The organism is Streptomyces luteoverticillatus (genome assembly GCF_003970715.1).
Taxonomy (GTDB): Bacteria; Actinomycetota; Actinomycetes; order Streptomycetales; family Streptomycetaceae; genus Streptomyces; species Streptomyces abikoensis.
In genome coordinates this window covers 7,142,762-7,161,505 of the sequence record NZ_CP034587.1, presented here as the reverse complement: position 1 = coordinate 7,161,505, position 18,744 = coordinate 7,142,762, and the positions used below count along the sequence as shown (strand labels likewise).

12 protein-coding genes and 1 pseudogene are annotated in these 18,744 nt (G+C 72.6%); 9 read left to right on the top strand and 4 right to left on the bottom strand.

Annotated features, from left to right (window positions below; all coding sequences use genetic code 11):
* Positions 1–589: 589 nt before the first annotated feature.
* The gene (locus EKH77_RS31855) at positions 590–2,176 is read left to right on the top strand and encodes a M4 family metallopeptidase (RefSeq protein ID WP_126918424.1); all 1,587 of its coding nucleotides are present in this window, start codon (positions 590–592) and stop codon (positions 2,174–2,176) included.
* Positions 2,177–2,256: 80 nt separating this feature from the next.
* On the opposite strand, the gene EKH77_RS31850 is transcribed toward EKH77_RS31855, so the two are convergent.
* Positions 2,257–2,913, bottom strand: a complete 657-nt coding sequence (locus EKH77_RS31850; RefSeq protein ID WP_126917638.1) for a transglycosylase SLT domain-containing protein — start codon at positions 2,911–2,913, stop codon at positions 2,257–2,259.
* Between the two features lie 352 nt (positions 2,914–3,265).
* Here EKH77_RS31850 and EKH77_RS31845 point away from each other — a divergent pair, with 352 nt between their 5' ends.
* The 8 genes and pseudogenes from EKH77_RS31845 (at position 3,266) to EKH77_RS31810 (ending at position 14,784) form a co-directional block, all read left to right on the top strand.
* Positions 3,266–4,327 carry an AI-2E family transporter gene (locus tag EKH77_RS31845; RefSeq protein ID WP_126917637.1) on the top strand — a complete coding sequence of 354 codons (1,062 nt, stop codon included), beginning with the start codon at positions 3,266–3,268 and terminating at the stop codon, positions 4,325–4,327.
* 44 nt (positions 4,328–4,371) lie between these two features.
* A complete protein-coding gene (locus tag EKH77_RS31840; protein ID WP_126917636.1) occupies positions 4,372–5,508 on the top strand; it encodes a PP2C family protein-serine/threonine phosphatase in 1,137 nt (378 codons plus the stop codon).
* Complete coding sequence (locus EKH77_RS31835) at positions 5,505–6,425, top strand: cyclase family protein (RefSeq protein WP_126917635.1); 921 nt, start codon at positions 5,505–5,507, stop codon at positions 6,423–6,425. The genes EKH77_RS31840 and EKH77_RS31835 overlap by 4 nt, the downstream gene beginning before the upstream one ends.
* A gap of 66 nt (positions 6,426–6,491) precedes the next feature.
* Positions 6,492–9,353, top strand: coding sequence for a SpoIIE family protein phosphatase (locus tag EKH77_RS31830; protein ID WP_126917634.1), 2,862 nt, complete (start codon positions 6,492–6,494; stop codon positions 9,351–9,353).
* A 37-nt stretch (positions 9,354–9,390) separates the two neighbouring features.
* The gene (locus EKH77_RS31825; RefSeq protein WP_126917633.1) at positions 9,391–11,010 is read left to right on the top strand and encodes a sugar ABC transporter ATP-binding protein; all 1,620 of its coding nucleotides are present in this window, start codon (positions 9,391–9,393) and stop codon (positions 11,008–11,010) included.
* The gene (locus EKH77_RS31820) at positions 11,007–12,050 is read left to right on the top strand and encodes an ABC transporter permease (RefSeq protein ID WP_397613993.1); all 1,044 of its coding nucleotides are present in this window, start codon (positions 11,007–11,009) and stop codon (positions 12,048–12,050) included. The genes EKH77_RS31825 and EKH77_RS31820 overlap by 4 nt, the downstream gene beginning before the upstream one ends.
* Positions 12,051–12,099: 49 nt before the next feature.
* A pseudogene (locus tag EKH77_RS31815) lies at positions 12,100–13,247 on the top strand (substrate-binding domain-containing protein).
* A gap of 91 nt (positions 13,248–13,338) precedes the next feature.
* The gene (locus tag EKH77_RS31810) at positions 13,339–14,784 is read left to right on the top strand and encodes a glyceraldehyde-3-phosphate dehydrogenase (protein WP_126917632.1); all 1,446 of its coding nucleotides are present in this window, start codon (positions 13,339–13,341) and stop codon (positions 14,782–14,784) included.
* Between the two features lie 80 nt (positions 14,785–14,864).
* Here EKH77_RS31810 and EKH77_RS34200 read toward each other — a convergent pair whose 3' ends face one another.
* The 3 genes from EKH77_RS34200 to EKH77_RS31795 form a co-directional block, all read right to left on the bottom strand.
* Entirely contained in the window at positions 14,865–15,863 is a 999-nt protein-coding gene (locus tag EKH77_RS34200; protein WP_240667651.1) for a helix-turn-helix transcriptional regulator, read from the bottom strand.
* 55 nt (positions 15,864–15,918) lie between these two features.
* Positions 15,919–17,625, bottom strand: a complete 1,707-nt coding sequence (locus EKH77_RS31800; protein ID WP_126917631.1) for an amidohydrolase — start codon at positions 17,623–17,625, stop codon at positions 15,919–15,921.
* A gap of 135 nt (positions 17,626–17,760) precedes the next feature.
* Positions 17,761–18,669, bottom strand: a complete 909-nt coding sequence (locus EKH77_RS31795) for an MBL fold metallo-hydrolase (RefSeq protein WP_126917630.1) — start codon at positions 18,667–18,669, stop codon at positions 17,761–17,763.
* Positions 18,670–18,744 lie beyond the last annotated feature (75 nt).

Genomic DNA, 18,744 nt, shown 5'->3' with positions numbered 1-18,744 from the left:
TGAACCTTCCAATCGCGGATATCGCCGGTGGCCGTCATTGGCGCGAAGAGAGCGCCGTTTCTCGATCGACGGCGCCAGGCGACCCCGTAATTGTTAGCGGCGGCGAAAGCCCATGGCAAAGGTGTGACCTACTACGCCACACCCAAGAAAACCAGGTTCAGACCACCGGAGAATCCCCGCTTCGCGCCGCAGGGCGAATCGGCGCTCCACTATCCGTCTTCGTATGTGATCCAGCTCCCATGAGCGGCCTCACAGCGCAGCCCCTCGCCACCCACACCGAGCGACTGTGTGAACACGCTGCGCTCGCTGTCCGGTAATCGGTGTCATTCCCCCATCCATCGGTCAACTCACGACCAACTCTTCGTCGTGGACCTGCCAAGTACACGGATTCGGTGGCACGCTCACCACGGCTCGTCCCAGCACGGGCCCCGCACGACCCCACCGAACGCACAGCAGGCACGACCCCGGCGGCGACCCGCCGCCGGGCCCGCAGCAGGCCGTTCGAAACGGCCGGGCCCAAGGAGTTCGCGTGAGACCCACCCCCCATGACGACCGCCGTTCCTCCCTCCGCTCCTCCCGCCGGACGCGGATGAGCGCGGCGTTCGTCGCCGCGGCCGCGATGGTGGCCGCGGGCGTCCAGGCCGGCACCGCCGGCGCCGCGCCGGGTACGGCGGCGTCGGCCGGTGCCGCCGCGGCGTCCCCCGCCCAGCGCACCGCCCTGATATCCGCCGCCCAGGACGGTTCCGGGGCCACCGCCCGGTCGCTGGGCCTCGGCACGCAGGAGCGGCTGGTCGCCAGGGACGTCGTCAAGGACGCCGACGGCACCGTGCACACCCGCTACGACCGGACGTACGCGGGGCTGCCCGTCCTCGGCGGCGACCTGGTCGTGCACGTCAAGGGCGACCGGCGCACCGTCACCAAGGCGACGTCCCGGAGCATCGCCGTGCCCAGCACCACCCCCAAGGTCCCCGCCACCACGGCGCAGCGGACCGCGCTCGCGCACGCCTCCGACGCCAGCCTCGCCCGCCCGGCCCAGGACACCGTGCGCAAGGTCGTCTGGGCCGCCTCCGGCAAGCCGGTGCTGGCCTGGGAGTCGGTGGTGACCGGCACGCAGAAGGACGGCACCCCCAGTCAGCTGCACGTCATCACCGACGCCACCAGCGGCAAGAAGCTCTACGCGTTCGACGGCATCGAGACCGGCACCGGCACGGGGCAGTACAACGGCCGGGTCACCATCGGCACCACGAAGAGCGGCAGCTCGTACCAGATGCGTGACAACACGCGCGGCGGGCACCAGACCACCGACCTGCGCCAGGGCTCCTCCGGCAGCGGCACGCTCTTCACCAACTCCTCCGACGTCTGGGGCAACGGCAGCGCGAGCAACCGGCAGACCGCCGCCGTCGACGCCCACTACGGCGCGCAGGAGACCTGGGACTTCTACAAGCAGACCTTCGGCCGCAACGGCATCCGCAACGACGGCGTCGCGTCCTACTCCCGCGTCCACTACGGCAACAGCTACGTGAACGCCTTCTGGGACGACAGCTGCTTCTGCATGACCTACGGCGACGGCCAGGGCAACACCCACCCCCTGACCTCCCTCGACGTCGCGGGCCACGAGATGACCCACGGTGTCACCTCGGCCACAGCGGGCCTGGAGTACAGCGGGGAGTCCGGCGGCCTCAACGAGGCGACCAGCGACATCTTCGCCACCGGTGTGGAGTTCTTCGCCAAGAACCCGAACAACCCGGGGAACTACCTCATCGGCGAGAAGATCGACATCAACGGCAACGGCACCCCGCTGCGCTACATGGACCAGCCCAGCAAGGACGGCGCCTCCCTCGACTACTGGAGCCCCGACGCCGGCGGCGTCGACGTCCACTACTCGTCGGGCATCGCCAACCACTACTTCTACCTGCTCTCGGAGGGCAGCGGCACGAAGACGATCAACGGCGTCACGTACGACAGCCCCACCTACGACGGCTCCTCCGTCCCCGGCATCGGCCGGGACAAGGCCCTGGCCGTCTGGTACAAGGCGCTGACCACGTACATGACGTCGACCACCGACTACGCGGCCGCCCGCCAGGCCACCCTCCAGGCCGCGGCCGACCTCTACGGCAGCGGCAGCACGGAGTACAAGGTCGTCGGTGACACCTGGACCGCCGTCAACGTCGCCTGACGCACGAAAGCACGAAAGGGCGGCGGCGCCCCGGGGTGGGGTGCCGCCGCCCTTCGCGACGCGTGGGGGTTGTGTGGCTCTTAGTACGCGGAGTTGACGTTGTCCATCGAGCCGTACTTGTCGGCGGCGTACGCGCAGGAGGCGGTGATGTTGGCGACCGGGTCGTAGATGTCCCAGGAGGTGCCCTCGACGTGATACGCCTTGAACGTCGGGTCGATGATCTGCAGCAGACCCTTCGACGGCACACCGTTGACGGCGTTGACGTCCCAGTCGTTAATCGCACGCGGGTTACCCGTGGACTCACGCATGACGTTGCGCTTGATGCCGTCGTAGGAAGCCGGGATGCCCTTGGCGCTCAGGATGTCCATGGACTGCTTGATCCAGCCGTCCAGGTTGTCCGCGTAGGCCTTCTTCGCCGGGGCGGCCGGCTTGGCGGCGGGCTTCAGAGCGGCGCGCTCGGTGGAACGGTTGGCGCGCTCGTCACCGGCCTTGACCTTGGCGGCGGCCGTGGTGGCGGCCTGGGCGACGGCGGCGTCGGTGGCCTTGTCCAGCTCGGCCTGCTGGGTCTCACCGAAGGAGCCGGCGTTCTGCGCCACCGTCTTCACACCGGTGGTCTCGGCGGCGGTGGCCGGGACGGCGGCCAGGGCGACAGCGGCGCCGGCGGCCACCAGGACAGCGGTGGCGGAGATCTTGTGAGCCTTGGGCAGAGCGGTATAGCCGGAGATGGTGGAGCGCATAACTGAGCTGAACCCTTCCAATCGCTTGCGTCGCAGTGGCCGTCATTGGCGCGAACAAAGAGCGCCGTTTCTCGGTCAGCGGCGCCGTGCGACTCAGCAATTGTTAGCGGCGGAAAAACGCCCTGGCAAAGGTGTGACCTACTACGCCACACCCAAGAAAACCAGGTTCAGACCAGAAGCCGAATGCCAGGATTTCCCGCATCGGACGGATGTCGTGCCACTACCCCGCTTCGTATGTGAGCCGGCTCTCATGGGCGGGCTCACATCCGGCACCCGATTCACCCACCCGATGTGATCGCACGCTCACGCGAAGGGGTACGTAGAGCCGCGACCCCTGGAGAGAGGACGGGATGTGCCGAGCGACGGTCCGCGGCGAGGCCTGCGGGTGCGGCCGACGTCGTCGTGGTTCACGGCCGGCTTCAGCGTGGGGCTGGGGCTGACGCTGGCCTATACGGTCCTCGACACCGTCCTGCGCATCAGCGGCATCCTCACCCTCCTCCTTCTCTCCCTCTTCGCGGCGATCAGCCTGGAGCCCGTGATCGCCTGGATGACCAGGCGACGGATCCGCCGGGGCTGGGCGGTCACCCTCGCGGTCGCCGGGCTGCTGGTGCTGCTGGCGGGGTTTCTCGCGATGGTGATCCCGCCCGTGTCCGAGGAGGCGGCCGCGCTCGTCGACGCGGTGCCGAAGTGGGTGGAGCAGCTGCACGACCACCGCTCGTTCCTCGGGCGGCTGGAAGAGCGCTATCACCTGCTGGACCGGGCCCGCCGGGAATTCGGGCCGCACCTCGGCACCACGGTGGTGGGCGGGCTGCTGGGCGCCGGGCACATCGTCGTCAGCGCGGTGACGGGCGCGGGGCTGGTCATCGTCATGACCGTCTACTTCATGGTCGGGATGGAGCAGCTGAAGCGGTTCGCCTACCGGTTCGTCCCGCTCAGCCGCAGGCCGGGCGTGATCCAGCTGACCGAGGAGATCCTGCTGCGGGTCGGCCGGTACATGCTCGGCAACGTCGTCACGTCCGCCATCGCGGGTCTCGCCACGTTCGCCTGGTGCGCCGGGATGGACGTGCCCTACCCGGCCGCGCTCGGTGTCTTCGTCGCCCTGATGGACATGATCCCGATCGTGGGGTCGACCATCGGCGGCATCGTCGTCAGCCTCGTCGCCCTGGCGGTGTCCTTTCCCGTCGCCCTCGGCACCGCGGGCTTCTACATCGCCTTCCGGCTGGCCGAGGACTACCTGATCATGCCCAAGGCGATGAGTTTCGCCGTCAATGTGCACCCCATCGTCACGGTCGTGGCCGTGGTGGTCGGCGGGGCGCTGCTGGGTATCGTCGGGGCGCTCATCGCCATCCCCGTCGCCGTGGGCATCGGCATCGTGCTCGACGACGCGGTCTTCCCGCGCATCGACCGCGCCTGACCAGGCGGGAAGCGCGGCCGGGGCGGGTGGTGTAAGCAGGAGCCATGCACCTTCGGCGAGCACCCGGGACGCCCCGATCGCCGGGGCGGCCGAGCCGGGCGCTGATCGCCGTTCCGCTGATCGTCGTCGTGGCCGTCACCGTGGTCGACGTCCTCGCCCCGCCCGCCGTGCACCTGGGGCCCTTCCTCGTCGCCGCGCCCGCCATCACGGCGTCCTTCGCGGGCCCCCGGCTGACGGGGGCCGTCGGCGTGATCGCCGTCGTGGCCCAGTCGGTCGTCGCCGTCGTCCGCACCAGCCTCACCGACCTCAACCACACCCTCCAGATCAGCGCCCTGATCCTGATCTCGGTGATCGTCACCCTCTTCGCCCACCGTCGTGAGCGGCGCGAGAAGGAGATGACGCAGCTCAGGTCGGTCGCCGAGGCGACCCAGGGCGTGGTGATGCGGCCGTTGCCCCGGCGGGCGGGCCCGCTGCGCATCGGGTCCGTGTACCACGCGGCCGAGGCGGAGGCGCGGATCGGCGGTGATCTGTACGCGGTGGCGCGCACGGCGCGGGGCACCCGGTTCGTCATCGGGGACGTGCGCGGCAAGGGTCTGGAGGCCATCGGTGACGCCGCGCTCGTGCTCGGCGCCTTCCGGGCCGCCGCGCACCGGCAGGCCGAGCTGCCGGTGCTGGTCGCCGACCTGGAGGGAGCGCTCTCCTCCGGGCTCGGCGACCCGGACGGGGCACGGGAGGAGCGGCCGCACCGGGAGGAGGCGTTCGTCACCGCCGCCGTGCTGGACGTGCCCGACACCGGGCCAGCCCTGAGCATGGTCAACTGCGGGCATCCCCCGCCCCTGCTGCTGCGGGACGGGCGGGTCAGCGCGCTGGAGGTGGAGCAGCCCGGGCTGCCGTTGGGGCTCGCCGAGTTCTCCCCCACCGGTTTCGCCGTGGAGTCCTTCGCCTTCGGGCCCGGCGATCTCGTCCTGCTGTACACGGACGGGGTCGTGGAGGCGCGCGACGCCGCCGGGCGGTTCTATCCGCTGGCCGAGCGTCTGGCGTCCTGGCCGGGCGGCGGGCCCGAGGCGCTCCTGCGGTATCTGCGCGAGGACCTGCTGGCCCACTCCGGAGGTTCTCTCGGCGACGACGCCGCCCTGGTCGCCGTTCAGCGCACGGCGACCGAAGGGACGGGTGGCGGATGAGCAGAAGGGTCTCGCGCCAGGAGTTCGACACGCTTTTCGACGCGGTCCGCGCGTGGGGGCGCTGGGAGGAGGCGCCCGACCGGGGGGCCTGGAACCGGGTGACGGACGAGCATGTGCGGCGGGCCGTGTCCCTGGTACGGTCCGGGACCGTGGTGCCGATGGGACGGCCGTGGGACACCGTCTCGGGGCCGGACAACGCCAGGCCCGCGCTGCACTACATGTCCGGCCTCGGTGACGTCGAGGCCCCCGAGCCCGCCACCCACAAGGACTTCCTCGGCGCCGACTACCACGGCAAGGCCGTCAGCCACCTGGACGCGCTGTCCCACATCGCCTACCGGGGGCGGCTCTACGACGGCGGTGCCGCCCGGGAGCTCGTCGGCGCGGCGGGGGCCCGCTTCGGCGGTGTCTCGGCGCTCGGTCCGCTGGTGACGAGGGGCGTTCTGCTGGATCTGCCGGCCGTCCGGGGCCTGCCCTGGCTGGAGCCCGGGGAGGCCGCGGGCCCGGCGGACCTCGCCGCCGCCGAGGCGGCGCTCGGCGCGCGGATCGGCGAGGGCGACGCGGTGCTGGTGCGCGTCGGCCGGTACCGCAGGCGCGCGGAGCTCGGCCCCTGGGACGCCGACGCGGCCTGCGCGGGGCTGCACGTGGACGCCGTGCCCCTGCTGGCCGAGCACGGCATCGCGCTGCTGGGCGGCGACGGCGACAGCGACGTCCGGCCGTCGCCCGTCGAGGGCGTGCACTCCCCCGTGCACGCCCTCGCCATCGCCGCGATGGGGGTGCCGCTGCTCGACAACCTCGATCTGGAGGAGCTCTCGGCGGCCTGCGCGGCGGCGGGACGTCATACGTTCCTGCTGGTCGTGGCACCGCTGAACATCCCGGGCGGCACGGGCTCGCCCGTCAACCCCGTCGCCGTGCTCTGACGCCTCCGTCATCTGGACAAAGTTCTAAAATGGAACATCGGCGCACCAGTGAGGGCGGTGATCCGGATGGGGCTCTTGGCGGACGACATCGGCCCCGTGCTCGCCCGGGACCAGTTCCTCCGGGGCGAGTCCGTCGAGGCTGCCGTCCGCAACCCGATCCTGAACTCCTGGCAGCGTTCCGTGTCCCTGGGGCTCTCCCCGGACGGCTGTGAGCTCCCCTTCGTCCAGGACCTCGACATCGAGGGGCGGCTCGCCCGCGCGGCCGGGCCCGTCCTGGACCGGCTGCGGGAGCGGTTCGCGGGGCGGAGCGTGAACGTGTCCCTCGCCGACGGGCGCGGGGCCGTGCTGCAGCGCCGCTTCGGCGATGCCTCGATGGCCGGCCGGCTGCCCGCGATCCAGACCGTGCCCGGCTTCGTGTTCGACGAGAGGTTCGCGGGGACCAACGGCATCGGCCTGGCACTGGCCGAGCGGCGGCTGATCCACGTCTACGGCGCCGAGCACTTCGCCGAACGCTCCCAGGCCAACGCCTGCTCCGCGATACCCGTCCGGGACCCGCTCAGCGGACGCATCGAGGGGGTGCTGTGCCTGGGCTATCCGCACACGGACGTGGCCGTGGCCCTGGACATCGTCATGAGCAAGGCGGCGGGGGTCATCGAGCAGCGGCTGCTGGACCAGAGCTCGGCGCGCGAACGCTCCCTGCTCCAGGCGTACCTCGACATCCGGCGCCGGCTGCCGGCCGCCGACGGACAACCGGTCGAGCCCGTCACGAGCCGGCTGGACCCGCGCGACCGGATGATCCTGGAGGAACGGGCCACCGAGCTGATCTCCGCCGCCCAGCGGGCCGCCGTGGAGGTGGCCCTGCCCAGCGGCCGGCGGGTCACCCTGGTGAGCCGCACGGTGACGAGCTCCTCCGGCGTGGAGGGCGTCGTCGTCGAGGCGGTCGTGCCCACCTCGGACACGCGCCTCACCGCCCCCACCGAGATCGTCACCGGTACCCCGTACTCCACCACGCCCGCACCGCTCGCCGATGCCCGGACGCCCGCCCGCGCCGTCGCCACGGCGTTCGTCCCCGGTACCACGGCGCGTACGTCCGGCACGCCCGGCGGCACGCCTGACGGCACGGGGGCCGGTGGGCTCGTGCTCGTGGGTGAGGCGGGGGTGGGCAAGTACGCCGTGGCGGCCAGGCGCCGCCTGGAGCTGCTGTCCGAGGCCAGCACCCGCATCGGCACCACCCTGGACGTGAGCCGCACCGCCCGGGAGCTCGCCGAGATGGCCGTGCCGCGCCTGGCCGACTTCGTCACCATCGACCTCCCCGAAGCCGTGCTGCGCGGCGACGAGCCCACCGACCCCACCCGGGACCTCCACCGGACCGTGGTGCACGGCATCCGTGACGACTGCCCCTTCTACCCCGAAGGCGAGCGGGTCCACCTCCAGCCGACCACGCCCCAGCTGCGCTGCCTGACCGGCGGGCGGACGGTGCTGGAGCCCGATCTCAGGTCCGCCGCGGGGTGGATCGCCCAGAGCCGCGCGAACGCCCAGCGCATCCTCGCCCACAACGTCCACTCCCTCATCGCCGTACCGCTCCTGGCCCGCGGCATCGCGCTGGGCATCGCGAGCTTCTACCGCGCGCGCGACCCCGCCCCCTTCGGGGACGACGACCGTTCGCTCGCGCAGGAGCTGGCCACCCGCGCCGCCATCTGCATCGACAACGCGCGCCGCTACACCCGTGAGCACGCCATGGTCCTCGCCCTCCAGCACAGCCTGCTGCCGCAGGGCTTCCCCGAGCAGAACGCCGTCGAGGTCGCGCACCGCTACATGCCCGCAGAATCGGGCGTCGGCGGCGACTGGTTCGACGTCATCCCCCTCTCCAGCGCCCGCGTCGCCCTCGTCGTCGGGGACGTCGTCGGGCACGGGCTGCACGCCGCCGCGACCATGGGGCGGCTGCGCACCGCCGCGCGCAACTTCGCCGAGCTGGACCTGCCCCCGGACGAGGTCCTCATCCACCTGGACAACCTCGTGGGCCGCCTCGACCGGGAGGAGTGCGGGGACGACCCCTTCTCCGGCATGACCGGCATCATCGGCGCGACCTGCCTGTACGTCATCTACGACCCGACCTCGCAGCGGTGCGTCATGGCCCGGGCCGGTCACTGCCCGCCCGCTCTGGTCCTCCCCGACGGCGCCGTCACCTTCCCCGACCTGCCCGCCGGACCACCGCTGGGGCTGGGCGGCCTGCCCTTCGAGACCGCCGAGTTCCGCCTGCCCGAGGGCAGCCAGCTGGTCCTCTACACCGACGGGCTCATCGAGGACCGCGATCGCGACTTCGACACCGCCCTGGAGCAGTTGCGCCGGGCCCTGGCCCACCCGAACCGGCCGCCCGAGGAGACCTGCCAGGCCGTCGTGGAGGCCGTCGTCCCCGAGCACCCCGCCGACGACATCGCCCTGCTCGTCGCCCGTACCCACACCCTCGACCCGCACCGTGTGGCCACCTGGGACCTGCCCGCCGACCCGTCGCTCGTCTCCACCGTGCGCGCGGCGGTCGCCCGGCAACTGGCCGCGTGGGGGCTGGACGAGATCTGCTTCGACATCGAGCTGCTGCTCAGCGAGCTGGTCACCAACGCCGTCCGGTACGGCAGCGGCCCCATCCAGGTGCGGCTGCTCTACGACCGCACCCTGACCTGCGAGGTGTCCGACACCAGCAGCACCGCCCCGCACCTGCGCCACGCCGCGACCACCGACGAGGGCGGCCGGGGTCTGTTCCTCGTGGCGCGGCTCTCCCAGGCCTGGGGCACCCGCTACACCGCCGAGGGCAAGGTCATCTGGGCGGAGTGCGCGCTGGAGATGCCCTCGGGGAAGGCCGGCGAGGCCGCCGGGCCCGCCCTGGACTCCTTCGGGTCCCTCGGCTCCTTCGACGACATCCCCGCGATCTGACGGACCATCCGGCGCCGGGGCCGAAGGGGGACGTAGCATGTCGGACATGCGGTATCTCGTCCGCATCCGCGGCCTCAGCAAGCGGTTCGGCGGCACCCTCGCGCTGGACGCGGTCGACCTCGACATCCCGGCCGGCTGCGTCCTGGCCCTGCTCGGCCCCAACGGCGCCGGGAAGTCCACGCTCATCAAGGTGCTCGCGGGCGTCCACCGCCCGGACGCGGGCGAAGTGACCGTCGCCGGGCACCCGCTGGGCACCGACGCGGCCCGCAGCGCCATGTCCTTCATCCACCAGGACCTGGGCCTGGTCGCGTGGATGACGGTCGCCGAGAACATCGCCCTGGGCACCGGCTATCCGCGCCGCGCCGGACTGATCTCCTGGCGGCGCGTCCGCCGGCGGTGCGCCGAGGCCCTCGGCGTCGTCGCCGCGCACCTCGACCCGGACGCCGTCGTCGCCGACCTCACCCGGGCCGAACGCTCCCTGGTGGCCATCGCCCGCGCCCTGTCCGTCCGGGCCGCGCTGATCGTCCTGGACGAGCCGACCGCCAGCCTCCCGGCGGCGGACCGCGCGCGGCTCTTCGCCGTCCTGCGCGCCCTGCGCGACCGCGGCCACGCCGTCGTCCTCGTCACCCACCGGCTGGACGAGGTGCGGGAGGTCGCCGACACGTTCGCCGTCCTGCGCGACGGCCGCGTCGTCAGCCACGGCCCGGTCGCCGGCTACCCCACCAGCCGGCTGGTGCACGACGTCGTGGGTCACGACCCCGGCCGCCACCACGCCCCCGCGCCCGCCACCGGGCCGGTCGTCCTCGATGCCGACGGCGTCCGGACGGAGCACACCGCGCCCGTGAGCCTGCGGCTGCGCGCCGGCGAGGCCCTCGGGCTCGTGGGGCTCACCGGCGCCGGGCACACGACCCTGGGCCGTGCCCTCGCCGGGGCGCGGCCGGTCCTCGGCGGCCGGATGCTGCTGGCCGGCCGGCCCTACCGCCCGGACACCGTCGCCCACGCCGTCGCCGCCGGCGTCGGCTTCGTCAGCAGCGACCGGCAGGGCGAGGGCTGCGCCCCCGACCTGTCCGTACGGGAGAACTTCCTGGCCAACCCCCGGGCGGGCGGAACGCCCGGCACCCACTGGATCAGCCCCGGCCCCGAGCGCGCCGAGGCCGTCGCTCTGATCGAACGGTTCTCGGTACGGCCCCGGGACAGCGAACGGCCGATCGCCACCCTGTCCGGCGGGAACCAGCAGAAGGTCATGCTCGGCCGGTGGCTGCGGCTGCCCCGGACCCTGCTGGTCCTGGAGGAGCCGACGGCCGGGGTGGACGTCGGCGCCAAGGCGGCGGTCCACCGGCTGCTCCGGGAGGCGCTGGCCGACGGGCTGGCCGTGCTGCTCGTCTCCAGCGACTTCGAGGAGGTCGCCGACGTGTGCCACCGGGCCCTCGTCCTCGTGCGCGGGGCCGTGGCGGCGGAGCCGGCCGGAGCGGCCCTGACCGCCGCCGCGCTCACCCGCGCCGCCTCGGCCATGCCACCGCTCACCGGGAACCCCGGCGAAGACCCCGGCGCGGGAACCAGCGCGCGCCTCGACGGAGACGCCCTCGGCGAGGGAGATTCCGGCGGGGACAACGGCCGGGACGCAGGCGGGAACCGCGCCACCGGGGCGCCGGAGTGACCCCGCCGGGCCCGGGCCGACGGCTCCTGGCCGGCCGCCCAGACCGCCTCGGGCACCTCGGCCACCTCCTCGGCGCCTACGGCCTCCTCACCCTCACCGTCCTGCTGTTCATCGCCTTCTCCCTCGCCCTGCCGGACACCTTCCCCACCCTCGACAACATCTCCGCCGTCCTGTCCAACCAGTCCATCCCCGCCGCCCTCGCGCTCGGCGCGACGATCCCCATCGCCGCCGGCCGGTTCGACCTGTCCATCGGCTACGGCCTCGGCCTCGCGCACGTCATGACGATGCGGCTGATCGTCACCCACGGGTGGCCCTGGCCGCTCGCCTGCCTCGTGGTGGTCCTCGGCGGCGCGGCCGTCGGCGGTGTCAACGGCGTCGTCGTCGAATACGCGAGGATCGACTCGTTCATCGCCACCCTCGGCACCGGCAGCGTCATGTACGCCGTCACCGGCTGGATCACCGACGGCGCCAGGGTCGTGCCCGGCCCGCACGGCCTCCCGGCCGCCTTCACCGACCTCTACGACTCCCGGTTCCTGGGCCTGCCCGTCCCGGCCTTCTACGTCCTCGCGCTCACCGCCGTCCTGTGGCTGCTCCTGGAGCGGCTCCCCCTGGGCCGGTACCTGTACGTCATCGGCTCCAACCCCCGCGCGGCCGAGCTCGTGGGCATCCCCTCGCGGCGCTTCGTCATCCACGCCTTCACCGTCTCGGGCGTGGTCGTCGGCGGCGCCGGGGTCCTCCTGGCCGCGCAGCAGCAGATCGGCAACCCCAGCGTCGGCATGGACTACCTGCTGCCCGCCTTCGTCGGCGCGCTGCTCGGCTCCACCGCCATCCGGCCCGGCCGGGCCAACGCCCTGGGCACGCTCGTCGCCGTCACCGTCCTCGCCGTCGGCCTCGCCGGCATCGGCCAGCTCGGCGCCCGCTTCTGGGTCACGCCACTGTTCAACGGCGGCACCCTGCTCGTCGCCGTCGGCGTGGCGGGCTACGCCGCGCGCCGCCAGCTGCGCCGCCGCCGCGCCGAACCGTCCGGGGTCGCTCCGTGAGAGGGGTCGCTCCGTGAGAGGCGCGCGCGGCGGGACGACCGGAACGGCCATGGCGCTCGTCCTGCTGCTCGCCGCGCCGACCGGCTGCGAGCGGGGTTCCTCCACCCGTCCCGCGCCCCCGCCGCCCCCGAGGACGGCGACCGCCGGCTGTCCCGGCGCCCTGGCCCGGGCCGGCGCGGCCGTCCGCCGGGCCCAGTCGGCCGACCCCGCCTGGAACGGCCCGACCACCGGCCCCCGGGCGGTCCCCGGCAAGTCCCTCGTGTACGTGGCGCAGTCCATGACCAACCCCGGCGTCGCGGGCACCGTGGCGGGCGTACGGGACGCCGCGCGCGTCATCGGCTGGAGCGTGCGGGTGATCGACGGCCAGGGCACGCCGTCCGGCATCCAGGCGGCGTTCAGCCAGGCCGTCACCCTGCGCCCCTCGGGCATCGTCGTCGGCGGCTTCGACCCCCGGCTGACCTCCCGCCAGGTGGCCCGGGCCGACGCCGCGCGGATCCCGCTCGTCGGCTGGCACGCGGTCGCCGCTCCCGGCCCGAGCGAACGTCCACGGCTCTTCACCAACATCACCACCAAGGTCGAGGACGTCGCCGGGATCAGCGCGGACTGGGTGATCGACCACTCCGGGGGCGACGCCGGGGTCGTCGTGTTCACCGACGCCTCCATCCCCTTCGCCCGGCACAAGTCCGACCTCATCAAGAAGCGGCTCGCCACCTGCCCCGGGGCCCGGCTGCTGGCGGAGGAGAACATCCCCTGCCGGACACGAGCAGCCGCACCCCGCAGGAGGTCTCCTCGCTCCTCGCCCGCTTCGGGGACGCCTGGACCCACTCCGTCGCCATCAACGACGTCTATTTCGCCGACGCCGCCCCGGCCCTCCGCGCGGCCCGCAGGAAGGGCGGCGGCGCCCCGTACAACATCGGCGCGGGCGACGGCGACCCTTCCGCCTTCGAGCGCGTCGAGAGCCGGCAGTTCCAGGCGGCCACCGTGCCGGAGCCGCTCTCCCAGCAGGGCTGGCAGGCCGTCGACGAGTTCAACCGCGCCTTCTCCGGTGCCCCCGCCAGCGGCTATGTCATGCCCGTCCACATCGCCACGGCGGCGAACAGTGACGACGCCACATCCTGGGATCCCCCCGGGTACCGGGAGGCCTACCGGAGGATCTGGGGCGGTGATGCCAGCGAATCGAAGGGAAACTGGCGGTGAAGAGTGGCACATCTCGCAGTGGACACCCCTTGAAGGCTCGAAAGAGCATCGGGTTAGCATGTGAGCGCCTCCTAGCTCGAAAGAGAAGCCTGTGACTGTCAACGACGACTCGTTCACAAACTGGAAGAACCGCGAGGAGATCGCGGAGTCGATGATCCCCATCATCGGGAAGCTGCACCGCGAGCGGGACGTCACCGTTCTGGTGCACAGCCGCTCCCTGGTGAACAAGTCGGTGGTCAGCATCCTCAAGACCCACCGATTCGCCCGGCAGATCGCCGGGGAGGAGCTCTCGGTCACCGAGACGCTGCCCTTCCTGCAGGCTCTCACCACGCTCGATCTCGGTCCCTCCCAGATCGACATCGGCATGCTGGCCGCGACGTACCGGACCGACGACCGCGGCCTGTCGGTGGAGGCGTTCACCGCCGAGGCCGTCGCCGGGGCCACGGGCGCCAACAAGATCGAGTGCCGCGAGGGACGCGACGTCGTCCTCTACGGCTTCGGCCGCATCGGCCGCCTCGTCGCCCGCCTGCTGATCGAGAAGGCCGGCTCGGGCAACGGCCTGCGGCTGCGCGCCATCGTCGTCCGTCAGGGCGGCGAGCAGGACATCGTGAAGCGCGCCTCGCTGCTGCGGCGCGACTCCATCCACGGCCAGTTCCAGGGCACGATCACCGTCGACGAGGCGAACAGCACGATCGTCGCCAACGGCAACGCGATCAAGGTGATCTACGCCAGCGACCCGTCCGAGGTCGACTACACGGCGTACGGCATCAAGGACGCCATCCTCATCGACAACACCGGCAAGTGGCGCGACCGCGAGGGCCTGTCGAAGCACCTGCGCCCCGGCATCGACAAGGTCGTCCTGACCGCGCCGGGCAAGGGCGACGTCCCCAACATCGTCCACGGCGTCAACCACGACACGATCAAGCCCGACGAGCAGATCCTGTCCTGCGCCTCCTGCACCACCAACGCGATCGTCCCGCCGCTGAAGGCGATGGACGACGAGTACGGTGTGCTGCGCGGCCACGTGGAGACCGTCCACTCGTTCACCAACGACCAGAACCTGCTGGACAACTACCACAAGGCCGACCGCCGGGGCCGCTCGGCGCCGCTCAACATGGTCATCACGGAGACCGGTGCCGCCTCCGCCGTCGCCAAGGCCCTGCCGGACCTCAAGGCGCCGATCACCGGCAGCTCGATCCGCGTCCCGGTCCCGGACGTCTCGATAGCGATCCTCAGCCTGCGCCTCGGCCGTGAGACCACTCGCGAGGAGGTCCTCGACTACCTCCGCAACGTCTCGCTGACCTCGCCGCTCAAGCGTCAGATCGACTTCACCACGGCTCCGGACGCGGTCTCCAGCGACTTCATCGGCTCGCGCCACGCGTCGATCGTCGACGCCGGCGCCACGAAGGTCGACGGCGACAACGCGATCCTCTACCTCTGGTACGACAACGAGTTCGGCTACTCCTGCCAGGTCATCCGCGTCGTCCAGCACGTCTCCGGGGTGGAGTACCCCACCTACCCGGCCCCGCTGGCCTGATCCGGGGCAATCCCCGTGACCGCGGCCTCCGTTCCCCTGTGTGCACAGGGAAACGGAGGCCACAGCCTTTGCCATTCCGGTCAGGGGGCCGGTTCGAGGCCCCAGGCCACGGCCCGGCCCGCGGCCGCCACGCGGTTGGGCACGTCGAGCTTGGCGAGGATGTGCTCGATGTGGGTGGCGACGGTGCGCGGGCTGACGTACAGGCGGTCGGCGATCTCGCGGTTGGTGCGCCCCTGGGTGAGTTCGGCCAGTACTTCCAGCTCGCGCGGGGAGAGCGCCGCCGGGCGGGCGACCGTGCGGCACACGACGACCGTGCGGTCTCCCTGACGGGTCAGGTGCAGCTCGAGCATCCGCTGCCGGTACGGCACCAGCACCGTGGCCGGCAGGGTGCGCCGCGCGGCCGTCCGTCGCAGCAGGGCCACGAGCGGGGAGCCGGCCTCGGTGAGGCCGGGCAGCGGCTCCCCGCTCAACGGCACCGGAGCCGCTTCCCCCGCGCCGTCGGCGTCCGGCAGGAGCACGGCGCAGGTGTGGCCGGAGCCGCCGGGCCCCTGGGAGCGGTGCCCGGCGAGCGGGTCGGCGACCGCCGCGAGGCACTCCCCCAGCAGGGTCAGCACGGCCCGGACGGCCGGCTGGTCGCACCGGGCGCGGGTGGTGCTGAGGTTGAGGATGCCCACGTACCGGCCGTCGGTGGAGAACAGACACTGGGCCACGCCGTCCTGGACGCCCAGGGGTTCGAGGACCTCCTGGATCCCGGTGGAGGCCCCGCGTACCGGCGCGGGCACGTCGTGCCACCAGCTCGTCGTGCCCGGCGTGTGCCGGATGAGCGCGAAGGCCGGATCGTCGTGCAGCCGGGTCTCGATGTAGCGGGTGGTGCCCGCCGGGTAGCTGCCGGCCAGCGTCACATGGCGGCGGAGCAGCGGGTCCCACCGGGAGAGCGCCGCGTGGTCGTGGTCGATCAGCGCGGACAGCGCCGTCAGGACGGCGTCGGCGTCGCCCTTCCCCCGCACGGCGTGGCGCGCGGCCTCGCGTACGCCCAGGGCGGCTCCGAGGAGGTCCGTCGTGCTCGGCTGTGCTGTCATCCGGTCAGAATGATCAACGGGTGTCCGCACGTCAATCCGGGCGTCGTTCCGGGCGTCAGACGGTGAGCTGGTCGTGGACGATCTCGCCGCCGACGGCGGTGAACACCACGGGTATGGCGGGGATGTCGTGCGGGTCGGCGGTCAGGAGATCGTCCGAGAGCACGCACAGGTCGGCGACCTTGCCCACCTCCAGGGTGCCCTTCCAGTCCTCGGCGAAGTCCTGCCAGGCCGCGTCGGAGGTGTAGGTGCGCAGGGCCTCGGCGAGCCGGATGCGCTGGTCGGGTCCGCTGACGCGGCCGCTGGCCCGGGACTCGCGGAGCATCATCGTGGAGACGCCCTGCCGCCAGTCGGGGAGGGTGACGGGCGCGTCGGAGCCGCTGGTGACGGTCACGCCGGCGTCGATCGCGTCCCGGTAGGGCCACTCGTAGCCCGCCCGCTGCGCGCCGACGAACTCCTCCTCCAGGTCCGCGACGGTCCATTTGATGGTGGGGTTCATGTTGACGCCGAAGCCGTGCCGCGCCAGCGTCCGCATGCTGCGGGCGGTGAGGAAGTCGCCGTGGATGACGTAGTGGCGGGCGTCGGGGCGGGGCCGCTCGGCGGCGGCCGCGGCGAAGGCGTCGACGACGGTGTCGATGGCCCGGTCGCCGGTGACGTGGACACCGGCCTGGTACCCGGCGGCGTGGGTGTACCGGATCATCTCCGTGATCTGCGCGACGCGTTCGTCGTCGGTGTCCCCGCCGACGCACAGCGAGCCGCAGCCGCCGCCGATGTACGGATCGTGCATCCAGGCCGTCTTGTTGACCGGGATGCCGTCGGCGAACAGTTTGACGCCGAGGACGGCGAGGCGGCGGGGGTCGGTCGAGGGCAGTTCGTCCATGGCGGACAGGTTCCGGATGAAGTCCTCGGCCGTGCTGGTCATCCCGGTGGGCAGGAGCAGGACGCCGACGCGGGCGGTCAGTTCGCCGTCGGCGAGCAGGCGCCGGTAGACGTCGAGGGTGCTGTGGGCGAGGGCGCCGCGCATCAGGGCGTCGCCGCCCGGGCCGAGGCCGGGCTCGGTGTAGCTGGTGATGCCGAGCCGGGCCAGGGTGCGCAAGGTGGCCCGGATGGCGTCGGCGCGCACTTCCGCGGAGAGGATGGGCAGCGCCCCGTGGACGAGATCCTGGGCGCCCTCCTGGAGGAGGCCGGTGGGCTCGCCCGCCGCGTCGGTGACGACGACCCCGCCGGGCGGGACGGGGGTGTCGCGGTCGACCCCGGCGCGGGCGAGGGCCGCGGAGTTGACCCAGGTGGCGTGCCCGGTGGCGGAGTACAGCAGGACGGGGTGGTGGGGGCTGACGGCGTCCAGGTCGTGCCGCGTGGGCAGCCGGGAGGGGTCGGCGACGCACTCGGCGAGGTAGCCCGCGTCCCATCCGTGCCCGGTGATCCACTCTCCGGCGGGGGTCGTCTCGGCGGCCTTCCGCACGGCCTCGGCCGCATCGGTGAGCGACCGCACGGCGGGGTGGGAGACGTCGACGGACAGCGGGGGCATGGTCAGCCCGAGGGCGCAGCCGTGGAGGTGCGAGTCGTTGATGCCGGGCAGGAGCGTCCCGCCGCCGAGGTCGATGATCCGGGTGGCGGGGCCGGCGTGCGCCATGACCTCGTCCCGGTCGCCGACGGCGCTGATGTGGCCGCCGGTGACGGCCAGGGCGGAGGCGACGGTGAAGCGGGAGTCGACGGTGAGGACCGAGCCGTTGACGAAGACGAGATCTGCCGGGGCGGCGGGCACAGTGATGTCCTATCTGACGGGATCGCTGACGGGGCTCCCGCTCGATCGGGCGGGAGCTGTCAGCACTGTGCGTCCGGTCCGGGTACGCGCACATCGGTCATCCAACCGATGCCCGGCCGTCAGGACATCAGGAGGTCAGGACGCGGGGACGAGCCGGTAGCCGTCGCCGTCGGCGGTGACGTGTCCGGCGGTCGGGGGCGGGAAGTGGGTGCCCAGCAGGAGGGTGTCCGTGCCGGCGAGCGCGGCGAGGAGGTCGCGGCGCGTGCGGACGGCCTGTTCGGGGTCGTTGTCGACGCAGCTGGTGATCGCGGGGTGGGCCAGCTGCACGGGGTGGTGGACGCAGTCACCGGTGATCACCGCCGTCCGTCCGGCGCTGTGGACTTCCACGGCGACCTGACCGGGGGTGTGCCCGGGGGTGGGGAGCAGCCGGAGGCCGGGGGCGATCTCGGTGGGGCCGCCCTGGACGTCGGCGAGGTCGACGAGCCCGGCGTCGCGGATGGGGTCGACGGAGTCGCGGAACATCTGGCGGCGGTTCTCGTCCATGGTGTCGGCCTGGCCCGCCCAATGGTCCCATTCGGTGCGGGAGGTGACGTAGCGGGCGTTGGGGAACGTGGGGATCCACGTTCCGTCGGCGGCGGCCCGGGTGTTCCAGCCGACGTGGTCGGTGTGGAGGTGGGTGAGGACGACGAGGTCGACGGTCTCGGGCGCGAAGCCGGCGGCGGTGAGCCGCTGGAGGTAGCCGGTGTCCAGCCGGTCCCAGGCGGGGTTGGCGCGGGTCTTGCCGTTGCCGATGCCGGTGTCGACGACGACCTTCAGGCCGCCCGTCTCGAAGGCGAAGCTGTGGCTGGCGAGGCGGAGGGTGCCCTCGGGGGTGGCGAAGCCGGGCCGGAGCCAGGGCTGTCCGGTCACGACCCCGGGGGTGGCGGCGGGCAGCAGCCAGGCGCCGGTCTCCGGCGGGAGGGCGATCTCGTCGACGCGGTGCACGACGATGTCGCCCACCGTCCAGGTCTGCTCGGTCTGCTCTGTCTGCTCGGTCCGGTCCATCGGAAAGCCCCTCCATCGACCCAAAAGCTCATTCTTTGCGTTTGCTGATCGTAGCCCGTATGCTCCGCTAACGCA